Here is an 11,959-nt window from a genome sequence, read left to right on the forward strand (position 1 = left end):
TTCGCGTTGTGCGGGTGATTTTTCTCGGCGGAGGAGGCGTGTGAAGGCGGCGGGGGCGTTGCCGCGGCCGGCGGTGGCGCCGAGGACGCGGTAGATGATGTGCAGGTCATCCACGATCACCGTCGGCGCCGGATCGTGCAGGTCGGTCAGGCTGCCCGTTCCTGCGAGACCGTCAGGGTCGGTGAGGCCGGCGCTGTGGCCCGGGTCGTCAGCCACGGCCGTACCGCTCCTCCCCGGCCCAGAAGTACATGATGCCGGCGCAGAACGCGACGACCGCCCAGCCGGCCGCGAGCACCCAGGCCAGCTGCGGGGCGGAGTGGGTGTCGATGAGCGCGTCGCGGACCAGCTCGATGTAGATCGCACCCGGGTTGGCCTGCATGATGTCGCGCAACGGTCCCGCCGGAATGCGGTCGGGGATGACGAAGAAGACCCCTGACATGTAGAGCCAGGTACGCGTGATGAACGGCAGCAGCTGGCTGATGTCAGGCAGTCTCGACCCGACCCGCGCGATGAACAGGCTCAGGCCGAGGTTGAAGACCGTCTGCAGCGCCAGGGCCGGAATGGCGAGCAGCCAGGCGAACGTCAACGGCTCGCCGGTCGCCAGCACGATGATGCACAGCACGACCATCGAGACCAGCAGCTGCTGAAGCTCCACGATGGTGAAGGCCAGCGGCAGCGCCGCCCGCGGGAAGTGCAGCGCACGGATCAGCGCAAGGTTTCCTGAGATCGACCGTGCGCCCGAGGTCACCGACCGCTGCGTGAAGGTGAAGACGAACACACCAGTCACCAGGAACGCGACGAAGTTCTCGACGCTCTTCGCGGTCTGGAAGAGGATTCCGAAGATCAGGAAGTAGACGGCGGCATTCATCAGCGGCGTCAACACCTGCCACAGCTGCCCCAGCGTGGAGCTGGAGTACTGCGAGACCGTCCGCGAGGTCGCGAATGCCGTGATGAAGTGCCGGCGTTGCCACAGCTGGGCGAGGTAGGCGCCGAACGACGGTCGGGCCGAGCTCGGCGAGAGACCGTGGCGCTCGGCCAGCTCCGCCGCCGGGGCTGGGCTGGTGATCGTGGTCACAGGCAGCCCCGGTCGCGCGCCGATCTCATGGCGACGAGAGTACGACATGCAAGGTGGCCTACCCGGTTAGCCGGGCGCGGCGAACACGGTCCGTTTCGAGGGTGCATGTCGGATGAGGCGGGTCACCTGCTGGTGGCGTTGTTGTAGGCCTTGGTGACGGTTTCTGCGTCGTCGTCCATTTTGATGGTGCCTTTGTCGAGCCAGATGGCGCGGGTGCAGGTTTTGGTGATGGTGTCGAGGCTGTGGCTGACGAGGAAGACGGTGCCGGCTTCGTCGCGGAGTTCGCGGATGCGTTGTTCGCTGCGGCGGCGGAATTCTGCGTCGCCGGTGGCGAGGGCTTCGTCGATGAGGAGGACGTCGTGGGATTTGACGGCGGCGATGGCGAAGCGGAGGCGTTGGGACATGCCGGAGGAGTAGGTGCGCATGGGGAGGTCGATGAAGTCTTCGAGGCCGGAGAATTCGACGATGTCGTCGTAGCGGGCTTTTGCTTGGGTGGGGGTGAGTCCCATGGCGAGGCAGCCGAGGAGGATGTTGCGTTCGCCGGTGAGGTCGTTCATGAGGGCGGCGTTGACGCCGAGGAGGGTGGGTTGGCCGTCGGTGTAGACGGCTCCTCGGGTGGCGGGGAGGAGGCCGGCGACGGCTTTGAGGAGGGTGGATTTTCCGGAGCCGTTGCGGCCGATGAGGCCGATGGATTCGCCGCGGTGGGCGGTGAAGGAGACGCCGCGGACGGCGTGGACTTCGCGTTGTGCGGGTGATTTTTCTCGGCGGAGGAGGCGTGTGAAGGCGGCGGGGGCGTTGCCGCGGCCGGCGGTGGCGCCGAGGACGCGGTAGATGATGTGCAGGTCATCCACGATCACCGTCGGCCGCCTGACCTCGCCGCTGTCACCAGGACGTACACCGGCCGGGTCGACGCCGCCGCCTGCGGCGACGGCGGCGCTGCCGGCGATCTCGCGGCGATCGGCGTTGGTGACGAACTGCTCGGCCACGACCATCTTTCTCCTCGGCTTCCGCACCGGCGCAGCTGGAACGAAGGCCGCGCAGATGGCGATGATGACGCAGCCAGCGCCTCAGTTACCACGTAGCGGCGGGCGTGTCGGCAGGCGCCGTCCCGGTGCGTCGTGTGACGCCCCGGTTCAGCGGGCTCTCGGAGCTCTTCCGACGGCCTTCCCCAGGGTCTTCTCGGCTACTGCCTCTTGGTAGGCCTCCACGACCGATGCGGCATCGCCGTCCTGCTGGATCTTGCCGCGGTCCAGCCAGATCGCGCGGTTGCAGGTGGCTACGACTGTCTTGAGGCTGTGACTGACCAGGAAGATCGTGCCGGCCTCATCACGCAGCTGTTCGATCCGTTCCTGACTGCGCCGCCGGAAGTCGGCGTCGCCGGTGGCAAGGGCCTCGTCGATGAGCAGGACGTCGTGCGACTTGGCTGCGGCGATGGCGAACCGTAACCGTGAGGCCATGCCCGCCGAGTACGTCCGCATGGGCAGGTCGATGAACTCGCCGAGACCGGAGAACTCCACGATGTCGTCGTACTTCTCCTTGGCCTCGGCCGGTGTCATGCCCATGGCCAGGCAGCCGAGCACGACGTTGCGTTCGCCGGTGAGGGAGTTCAGCAGCGCGGCATTGACGCCGAGCAGGGACGGTTGGGCGCTGGTGTAGACCGCGCCCTGTGTCGGTGGCAGCAGACCGGCGATCGCCCGCAGCAGCGTGGACTTGCCGGAGCCGTTCCGCCCGATCAGGCCGATCGACTCACCCTCGTAGGCGGTGAACGAAACGCCGCGGATCGCCTTCACCTCGCGCAGGGCCGGCGAGTTCGCCCGCGTCAGCACCCGCTTGAGCGCCTTGGTGGCGCTCCCCTTGCCGGAGGTGCTGCCGTACACCCGGTAGGTGATGTGCAGGTCATGGGCGACGATCGTGGGCACCCGCTTGGGGGCCTCGATCGTCGTCTGGTCGTCTCGCACCATCTGCTCAGCCACGCCCGTACTTCTCCTCGGCACCCCAGAAATACACGAACCCCGCGCCGAACAGCACCAACGCCCAGACCGCGGCGAGCAGCCAGGTGAACTGCCCGAACCACGCGTCGTGGGTCTGCATCAGCAAGGATCGGACCAGCTCGATGTAGACGGCAGCAGGGTTGGCCATGACGACGTCGATCGCCCATTCCGGGACCCTGCCTTCCAGCCGTGGACCCAGGGGAAAGATCACGCCGGAGGAGTACAACCAGACCCGGAGCGCGAACGGCAGCAGCTGCTGGATGTCGGTGACGGCAGCGCCGACCCGCGCCATGATGAAAGCGAGCCCGATGTTGAACACCGTTTGCAGGAACAGCGCGGGAACGAGGAGCAGCCAGAGCCAGGTGATCGGCTCCGGCGCCGTCATGGGTTCGTCGCCGACCAGGTTGACCGGCGTGACCAGGACGATCGTGACCAGGACAAGCATCGAGAACATCAGCTGACGGAGCTCGATCAGTGTCGACGACAGCGGGAGGGACGCGCGCGGGAAGTGCAGCGCGCGGATGAGCGAGAGGTTGCCCGAGATCGAGCGGGCGCCGGAGGTCACCGAGCTCGTGCTGTAGTTCATCACGAAGACTCCGGTGACCAGGAAAGCCAGATAGTTGGGGATGCCGCGGTCCACCCGCAGCACGAGCCCGAAGATCAGCAGGTAGACGCCGGCGTTGAACAGCGGCGTCAGCACGTGCCAGAGTCCGCCCAGCATCGACTGGGAATACTTCGTGACCGACCGGGACGTGGCGTAGACCCGGATGAAGTGCCGGCGCTCCCAGAGCTGCTTGACGTAGGTCAACAGCGGCGGCCGTGCCGAACTCGCCTTCAAGCCGTAGCTTTCGGCCAGTGCGACCGGAGACTCCGGAGGTGGGACCAGCGTCATACCAGAGGTGGCCTTCCTAGACGGGTCATTCGCCAGACGGTACGCCAGGCGATCGGTTTGCGACGGCCGCACGGCTGCCGGACACCCTCGACCAGACCGCCGCACCAGGCCCTCAGCCCAGTGAGACTACGCGTACGACCGAAGGTGAGGAGAATCCAGGTCGCCAGGTAGACCACCGCGACCGGGAGCGGAAGGTTGCGTTTGGCCAACCACACGCGGTTGCGGGCATTGAACCGGAAGTACGTCGGATGCCGGGTCGGCGAGGTCGCCGGATGGGCGAGGACGCAGTGCGTGTCGTAGCGGATCCGCCAGCCGGCATCGAGCGCCCGCCAGGCGAAGTCGGTCTCCTCGTGGGCGTAGAAGAACGCCGCCGGGAAGACACCCACCTCGTCGAAGACCCGCCGGTGGATCGCGGACGCGCCGCCGAGGAACGTCGTGACCTCCGACGGCGCGAGGGGATCGCCGACCCGGATCCGCGGGACGTGCCGGCGGGCGATCACACCGCTCTCGGGGTCGGTGATGCAGAACGACACGATGCCCAGCCTGGGATCGTTGGTGAAGAGCTCGCGCAGCCGCTCGGCCGTGTCCGGGGCCGGGAGCCAACCGTCGTCGTCGACGAACATGAGGACGTCGGCGTTGGCCGCCTGCACGCCGGCGTTGCGACCGCCCGGGATACCGGCGTTGGTCGGGAGCTCGACCACCTGGACGCCGCCCGGTACCTTCGGCGCCTCGACGCCGTTGGCGACGACGATGATCTCGATCGGGTCGCCGATCTGGTCCTGCACGCTGTGGATCGCGCGCTGGAGTTCGTCGGGGCGGTCACCCATCGTGAGGAACACGCAGGCAAGCCGCGGTGGGCTCATCCGAGTCGCCTCGAGACCAGCACGCTGACCAGGTGCAGCACCACCTGGACGGCGGCGACGACGGCGACCGTCACAGTGAGCACCTGGGTGGCGACGAGGCTGTCGGTGAGCGCGTCGACGACGGCCGCCAGCACGATGATCAGGGACAGCTCGATGGCCAGGATGATCCGGTAGAACTTCAGCACCAGCGCGACCCGTCGCAGGCTCGCCAGCCGTGGGCTGCGCGGCTCGGCAGCGTCCTCGGTCACCGCAGGCAGGCCGGACTGCACCCGCGCGATGTCGACCAGGTCCGTCTCGGACTTGATCAGCACGGCACCGAGAGCGGCCGCCAGGCCCAGCACGGCGTAGCCGTTCGCCTCCAGCTCGGCCGCCCGGAAGCCGAGGCCGACGAGCAGGGCGGCCTCACAGAGGTAGTGGCCCACCCGGTCGAGGTACTTGCCGGTGACGCTGGTCTTGCCGGTCCACCGGGCGAGCTCGCCGTCGCTGCAGTCGAGCAGGAGGTAGACCTGGACGAGCACAGCGGCGAGGAGCGCGCCGGGAAGGCCGGGCAGCAGCACGGCAAATCCGGCCGCAATGCCGGCGACGATCATCAACCCGGTGACCTGGTTGGGGGCCAACCCCCAGGCGGCGAGAACCCGGGTGGCGTACGGCGAGATCCTGCGCATGTACAGCCGACCGGCCCAGTGCTCGCCACTGCGCCTCTCGAGCAGGCCGGGCGGCTGGGTCTTGGTCCGCAGCTCAGCGATGGACGGCAGGGAAGTCATGAGTCGCTTCTGCTCTCCTCATTCCGGCTGGGCGGGTCCGGCGGCGGCGTAGTCGTAGACGGCTGCCATCACCGCGTCCTTGTCGAGGTCGCGGTGCTCCAGGATGGTGAAACGACCGGGGCGGGTGTCGGGTGCCCGCACCACGGCGGCGGCGAACTCCTCCAGCGAGAAGCCCAGCTCGTCCGGTCCGACCGGTAGATCGTGGCGGGCGAGACACTCCGCGATCAGGGCACCCCTGGCGCGGCTCGCGGGATCCTCCCACAGCGTCGACGCGAACGCCGCACCGACACCTACCTGCTCGCCGTGGTAGCACGCCCGGTCGGGATAGAGCAGATCGATCGCGTGGGAGATCTCGTGGCAGGCGCCACTGCTCGGGCGCGACGTGCCGGCGACGACCATCGCCAGTCCGGACAGGACGAGACCCTCGGCGAGCACCCGCAGGAAGTCGTCGTCGGCGATCGTGCCCGGATGGTGGACGATCGCCTCGGCCGCGGTGCGGGCCAGCGTCACCGCCAGCCCGTCGATCGGCTCGCCGCGCAGATCGTGGGAAAGCTCCCAGTCGGCGATCGCGGACAGGTTGGACGCCACTTCACCGACGCCGGCGCGCACCGAACGCACCGGTGCCTGGCGTACGACATCGAGGTCGACCACCACCGCGATCGGCGCCGGCACACCGTAGGAGCCGCGGCCCGCGTCGTTGTCGAGGGTGCTCACCGGCGAGGCGATCCCGTCATGGGCGAGGTTGGTGGCGACGGCGACCATCGGCAGGCCGAGCCGGGCGGCGGCGTACTTCGTCACGTCGATCATCCGACCGCCGCCAATGCCGACGATCGCGTCGTAGGACCGGGTGCGGGCCCGGGTCGCGAGGTCGAGGGCCGCGTCGACCGTGCCGCCGTCGACGGTGTAGAAGTCGGCCTCGACCAGGTGGGTGCGAAGGTCCTCGGCGATGCGGGCGCCTGAGCGCGGACCGACCGCGACCGCGACCCGCCCGGCGGTGGAGATCCGCTGGTCGGCGAGGAGCTCACCGAGGTCGGCGATGGCACCACGGCGTACATCGATCACCACCGGCGTGGTGATCATCCGCGCTAGCAGCGGCACTCTGGCTCCGTCATCCCCGTGCTCGTCGCTGGATGTGTCCCCGTGCTCGTCGCTGGATGCCTCACTGTACGCATGTGGCCCCTGATCATCGCTGGGCCTCCCTGATCGCGGCGACGACGCTCATGGCGCGGGCGAGGTCGGCGGTGTCGTCGATCTCGACCCACGGCACGTCGCCGATCGGCGCGACGTCGATCGTGAAGTCACGCCGGTCGACGAACTCCTGGAACCCGTCCTCGTAGTACAGGCTCGGGTCGCGCCGCCACGTCGCCTCGAGCGCCCCCGTCAGCGCGGGGCCGACCTCGGCGCGGAGGAGGGCCACCCCGATGTACTCGCCGTATGCCTCCGCCGGGTCCATCAGCTTGGTGATGCGGGTGACGCTGCGCTTGTCGGGGACGGTGACCTTCATCTCCTCGGCCCCGAGATCCTTCGTGGTGTCGACGGCAAGCAGCAGCGAGGAGTCGGCCATGCCGTCGATCAGCACGTGCTCGACGGAGACCGGGTGCACGGTGTCTCCGTTGGCCATCAGGACGTCCTGGCCGCTGAACCACTGTCGGGCGCACCACAACGAGTAGCAGTTGTTCCACCGAAGCGCGTGCTCGTTGTGGATGAGCTCGAGGCTCACGCCGTAGCGACGCTCGAGGGTCCGCTTCCGCTCGCGGACCGCCTCGGCTGCGTGGCCGACCACCACGGCGACGTCGCTCACGCCGACCTTGGCGAAGTTGCCGAGGATGACGTCGAGCGGCGTGAGCGCTTCGTCGGGATCCGACGGGTCGGCGGGAGCGCCCAGGGGGACGAGCGTCTTCGGCAGGTCCTCGGTGTAAGGGTGCAGGCGGCGGCCGGTGCCGGCCGCGAGGACGAGGCCGATCATCGGATCACCTCGCTCTGGCTCGCCGCTGCGCCGAGCGCATCAACGGCGGGAGGCGTGCGTTCGGCACGGACGTCGGCGAGGGTCGCCGTCACACTCTCGCCGACGACGATCGCGGCGAGTGCCGCGGTCACGACGACGAGGCCGACGTGCAGCACGGTGGCGCCACCCGTCGCGAGGAGGGCGAGCAGGACCATCCGGCCGTCATGGCCGCCGGTCGCGATGAGGAACCACTTCCGCGGGACCGCACCGGACTCGCGGAGGCGGTAGACCGCGTCGTAGTGGTGGAAGGCGCAGGCGGCGACGTAGCAGAAGGCCACCGGCAGGGCGCTGGGCACGACGAGCGTGGTGACGGTGATGGCGAGGGCGTACTCCGCGGCGCGGAACGACGGCGGCAGCACCCAGTCGGCCCAGCCGTTGAGCGGTTGCTGGCTCGCGAAGCCCACGAGCAGGACGTACCACAGCACGCCGACGATCAGCCAGGACGCACCCACGACGGGGATCACCGTCAGCGAGAACGTCAACGCCGCCAGCGCGATCAGCGTCGTGAGTGGGGCAGGAAGCGAACGGCCCGGCAGGGCGTGGTGGACCGCCCAGCCGATCGGACCGACGTCCACCATCGCGCCCAGAGCCTGCCCGGCCGGCTTCGACCACGGCCGGTGCAGCCGACGCAGGCTCCGCAGGAGCCGGCCCAGGAAGGCGTAGCTGGCCGCGAGCGACCCGACGACCAGCAGGACGACGAAGACGGCACGCGGTGTCGTGAAGGCCACCAGCAGGCAGATCAGCGCCGAGCGCTCGCCCTGGGGCAGGACGATGGCCCGCCGGAGCCAGACCTTCCACCTGCCGCCACGGAGTCGGGAGCGCACCTGGTCGGCCAGCGCGGGAGCCGCCTCGGGTCCTGCCGTGACCTCGTCGTACGCGAAGTGCATCTGGTGCCGGACCGTCTGGACCGCCATCGCGGCCGCGGCGAGCCACCAGATCGCACTGTCGGCGGGCGCGGCGCCGATCGCCAGGCCGGCGAACAGGACGTACTCCTTCACCCGGTCCGCGCTCAGGTCGAGCCGGCTCCCGATCGTGCTGAACCGCACGGTGTAGCGGGCCAGGTCGCCGTCGATGCAGTCGAGGGCGAACGACAGGTGGAACAACACCGCACCCACGACGAGGCCGGTACGCGAGCCGGTGGCGCAGAAGCCCGCGGCTCCTAGCGCGACGGCGAGGGACATGATCGTGACCTGGTTGGGGGTGAATCCGAGGCGGGCGAACCAGCGGGCCACATAGCCCGAGTAGCTGCGAACGAAGAAGGTCGTGAACGCGGTGTCGTCGGCCTTCACCGCACCACGCAGCCGGATCGGTTCCTCGTCGACGGCGGCGACCCGGGCGAAGAGGGCGTCGCGTTCGGCCTGGGTGTCGGCGAGTCCGGCGACGAGCGGCGCCGGGTCGGTGCGGGCGACGTCGGTGTCGGCGGCGAGGGCCTCGGTCACCTCGCCGACGTCGATGCGGGTGCCTGGAACAGGGCCGGTAGAAGCACTGCTGGTGGGACCACTGCTGGCGGGAGCACTGCTGGTAGAAGCACTGCTGGTGGGACCACTGCTGGTGGGAGCACTGCTGGTGGAAGCACTGCTGGTGGAAGCACTGCTGGTGGAAGCACTGCTGGGCGTCTCCTGCCGTCCGGGCGGTCCGGCGTCGGCGCCGGCCAGCATCCGGGTGAGGACCGACACCAGCCGCGCCCGGGCAACCGTCGTCGCGGTGAGCGTCCCTGGCCCTGCCCTGACGTCGCTCCTGGTGTCGCAGACCGCCCGGCGGAGAGCGTGTAGGTGGCCGATGTAGCGCCGGTCGACCAGGGCCACCGGCCCGGCCGTCGCCGTCGTGATGGCGGCGGCGAGATCGTCGACCGTGCTCGCGTCGACCACGGTGTAGCCGAGCGCGTGCAACTGCCCGGCCACGGGGGGTTCCCCTGGCTCGGCAGACACGACGTGTCCGACGAGGAACGCGGTCGGCAGCGCCATCACCCCTGACTGGTTGAAGCGGCTCATCTTAGAAGGCGGATCCCCCATTTTCGGCCCCCCGACCGTAGCGGTGTTGGCTGCGCGCCGCATCGGGAGTGTCCGAACTCGTCAGTACGACGGGAAGCGGCGCGCGGCGGCGCGGCCGCGTTCCGCTGCCGAGTAAAGAGATGATCTAATAACACTCAGTACCGTCACGTGTACGCGTAGCTGATCGTTAAGGGGTGAAGGCCCGAGCCGGGCGGGTCGAACCGACACATAGAGGCAAGGCCACGAAAGGAAGGTCGATGTCGATGGCGACGTCTCTGACGGCGTCGGCGACCGTGCCTTCGGCCACACGAGAGACGCCAGTCTTCGTCCCCGGCTACGGCTGGGTGCAATGGTCGAGAGCACTCCTGGATGCCCAAGCCCGGTATCTCCTGCTGTTGCACCGGCCCGACCAGAGTTGGTCGAAGTTCCGGCGCGTGGGGGGACGACGGCAGGTCGAGGGCGCCAGATGTCTGTACTGCGGACGGGAATGGACCTGTCCGGAAGCAGTGTGGGCGAACGCCTGGCTGTCCCCCATGTCCCGCGTGTGGGGGAGACCCGCACGGAGCCGGGGCGGGCGCCATCGCGCGCCCGGGTACGCCCGGGTGAGCGGAGGCGCCGGCCGCCGCCTCTCCGTCCGACGTGGGGCCAAGGAAGCGGCAATGACCGCGCATCCTTCCGCGGCCCGATGAGAACCACCGGCTGACGCCGCCTCCGCCGTACGCGTTCCCAGGTACGGCGGAGGCGTGCCCCTAGTCGACCCGTTGGTGGGCCAGGCGTGCCTCGCAGTGATCGAGCCAGCGCACCTCGGCCTCGGCGGCGAAGATCATCGAGTCGAGGACGAGCAGCCAAGGCAGGTCGTCGTCGCCGGTGCCCTTCTTCAGCCGGGTGAGCTCCTGCAGACCGCGCATGGTGGCTGTCCGTTGGGCCTGCACGATCGCCGCGACGTCGACGCCGGGCACGGTCACCGCAAGGGCGAACTTGATGGCCAGCTCGTCCCGCGGCCGCGACGCCCGCTCGACGGGGGTGGCGAACCAGCGCCTCAGTTCCTCACGTCCTGCCGTGGTGAGGCCGTAGCTGATCCGACCGGCGTCGTCTGTGCCGGTCCCGTGCACGAGGCCGTCGCGTTCGAGCCTGCTGAGGGTCGTGTAGACCTGTCCGATGTTGAGCGGCCACGTGGATCCGGTGGCGCGCTCGAACTCCTGGCGGAGCTGGTAGCCGTACTTCGGCTCCTCGTCGAGGAGGGCAAGAAGACCGTGGCGGATCGACATGCCTACTGAGTATGTATACCGGGTAGGCCCAGAGCAAGTTGCCAGGCATACCGCGGCTGTCGCTGACTCTCCGTGACGCTTTGTGTGAAAGCCCTAGGCTGTGCTGCCATGACCTGGCTTGTCACCGGAGGCGCCGGCTTCATCGGCGCACATGTCGTCCATGCCCTGCACGAGGCCGGGGAGCAGGTGGTCGTCCTCGACGACCTGTCCGCCGGCATCCCCGAGCGGATCAGCGGCCTGGAGGACGTCCCGCTGGTCCGTGGCAGTGTCCAGGCGAGCAGCCTGGTGGCGAAGCTGCTCAGGGAGTACGAAATCGAAGGCGTCGTCCACGTCGCGGCCCGAAAACAGCCGGGCGAGTCGGTCGAGAAGCCGCTGCTGTACTACCGCGAGAACCTCGGCGGGCTCGAGTCCGTCCTGCGCGCCATGACAGACGTCGGCGTCGACGCGCTGGTCTTCTCCTCGAGTGCCGCGATCTACGGCAACCAGGACGTCGACGTGCTCACCGAGGACCTCGCCTGCCACCCCGAGAACCCGTACGGCGAAACGAAGCTCGTCAGCGAGTGGCTCGTCGCGTCGACCGCCCGCGCGACCGGGCTGCGCTACGCCAACCTGCGCTACTTCAACGCCGCGGGCTCCGCACGACCGGCACTCGCCGACACCGGTGCGTTCAACCTCATCCCGATCGTGTTCAGCCGCCTGACCGAGGGGAAGCCGCCGCAGATCTACGGCGACGACTATCCGACGCCCGACGGTACGACGATCCGCGACTACATCCACGTCGCGGACATCGCCTCCGCCCACGTCGCCGCGGCCCGGCACCTGCAGGACGGCCGCGAGGCCCGGCTCACACTGAACGTCGGCACCGGTCGAGGGTCCTCGACCCGGGAGATCGTCGAGACGATCCTGGACGTGTCCGGTTACTCCGACCTCGCGCCCGAGGTGCTCGACCGGCGTCCCGGCGATCCGGCCGCCTCGATCGCCTCGGCCGACCGGATCCGCGACGTCCTCGGCTGGTCGGCGGCACATGATCGCCGCGCGATTGTCGCGGCCGCGTGGGAAGGTTGGCTGCATCACCATCCGGAGGCACGTCGGGACTGAGGGCGCCACGCC

11 protein-coding genes and 1 pseudogene are annotated in these 11,959 nt (G+C 69.1%); 1 reads left to right on the forward strand and 11 read right to left on the reverse strand.

From position 1 onward, the window contains the following. From ABN028_RS28140 to ABN028_RS28190, 11 genes and pseudogenes are all read right to left on the reverse strand, one after another. Nucleotides 1-216, reverse strand: a pseudogene (locus ABN028_RS28140) (hypothetical protein); the annotation flags it as partial. Then, nucleotides 209-1,123 carry an ABC transporter permease gene (locus tag ABN028_RS28145; protein ID WP_349326998.1) on the reverse strand — a complete coding sequence of 305 codons (915 nt, stop codon included), beginning with the start codon at nucleotides 1,121-1,123 and terminating at the stop codon, nucleotides 209-211. The gene ABN028_RS28145 and the pseudogene ABN028_RS28140, both read right to left, overlap by 8 nt. A gap of 74 nt (nucleotides 1,124-1,197) precedes the next feature. Next, nucleotides 1,198-1,932: an ABC transporter ATP-binding protein gene (locus tag ABN028_RS28150; RefSeq protein ID WP_349698716.1), complete on the reverse strand. Its 735-nt coding sequence runs from the start codon at nucleotides 1,930-1,932 to the stop codon at nucleotides 1,198-1,200. Nucleotides 1,933-2,208: 276 nt separating this feature from the next. After that, the gene (locus ABN028_RS28155) at nucleotides 2,209-3,048 is read right to left on the reverse strand and encodes an ABC transporter ATP-binding protein (RefSeq protein ID WP_349327000.1); all 840 of its coding nucleotides are present in this window, start codon (nucleotides 3,046-3,048) and stop codon (nucleotides 2,209-2,211) included. Beyond that, nucleotides 3,041-3,958, reverse strand: coding sequence for an ABC transporter permease (locus ABN028_RS28160; protein WP_349327001.1), 918 nt, complete (start codon nucleotides 3,956-3,958; stop codon nucleotides 3,041-3,043). The genes ABN028_RS28155 and ABN028_RS28160 overlap by 8 nt, the downstream gene beginning before the upstream one ends. Continuing rightward, the gene (locus ABN028_RS28165) at nucleotides 3,955-4,821 is read right to left on the reverse strand and encodes a glycosyltransferase family 2 protein (RefSeq protein ID WP_349327003.1); all 867 of its coding nucleotides are present in this window, start codon (nucleotides 4,819-4,821) and stop codon (nucleotides 3,955-3,957) included. Before ABN028_RS28165 ends, ABN028_RS28160 begins: the two co-directional genes overlap by 4 nt. Next, nucleotides 4,818-5,585, reverse strand: coding sequence for a CDP-alcohol phosphatidyltransferase family protein (locus ABN028_RS28170; protein WP_349698717.1), 768 nt, complete (start codon nucleotides 5,583-5,585; stop codon nucleotides 4,818-4,820). Before ABN028_RS28170 ends, ABN028_RS28165 begins: the two co-directional genes overlap by 4 nt. 18 nt (nucleotides 5,586-5,603) lie before the next feature. Further along, nucleotides 5,604-6,683 carry an iron-containing alcohol dehydrogenase family protein gene (locus tag ABN028_RS28175; RefSeq protein WP_349698719.1) on the reverse strand — a complete coding sequence of 360 codons (1,080 nt, stop codon included), beginning with the start codon at nucleotides 6,681-6,683 and terminating at the stop codon, nucleotides 5,604-5,606. 85 nt (nucleotides 6,684-6,768) lie between these two features. After that, nucleotides 6,769-7,551: a phosphocholine cytidylyltransferase family protein gene (locus tag ABN028_RS28180; RefSeq protein WP_349327007.1), complete on the reverse strand. Its 783-nt coding sequence runs from the start codon at nucleotides 7,549-7,551 to the stop codon at nucleotides 6,769-6,771. Further along, nucleotides 7,548-9,581 carry a DUF5941 domain-containing protein gene (locus ABN028_RS28185; RefSeq protein WP_349698720.1) on the reverse strand — a complete coding sequence of 678 codons (2,034 nt, stop codon included), beginning with the start codon at nucleotides 9,579-9,581 and terminating at the stop codon, nucleotides 7,548-7,550. Before ABN028_RS28185 ends, ABN028_RS28180 begins: the two co-directional genes overlap by 4 nt. Before the next feature lie 749 nt (nucleotides 9,582-10,330). Beyond that, nucleotides 10,331-10,849: a PadR family transcriptional regulator gene (locus ABN028_RS28190; RefSeq protein WP_349327009.1), complete on the reverse strand. Its 519-nt coding sequence runs from the start codon at nucleotides 10,847-10,849 to the stop codon at nucleotides 10,331-10,333. Between the two features lie 108 nt (nucleotides 10,850-10,957). Here ABN028_RS28190 and galE point away from each other — a divergent pair, with 108 nt between their 5' ends. Next, the gene (gene galE / locus ABN028_RS28195) at nucleotides 10,958-11,947 is read left to right on the forward strand and encodes a UDP-glucose 4-epimerase GalE (RefSeq protein ID WP_349698722.1); all 990 of its coding nucleotides are present in this window, start codon (nucleotides 10,958-10,960) and stop codon (nucleotides 11,945-11,947) included. Nucleotides 11,948-11,959 lie beyond the last annotated feature (12 nt).

The sequence above is a fragment of the Actinopolymorpha sp. B17G11 genome, assembly GCF_040196095.1.
Taxonomy (GTDB): Bacteria; Actinomycetota; Actinomycetes; order Propionibacteriales; family Actinopolymorphaceae; genus Thermasporomyces.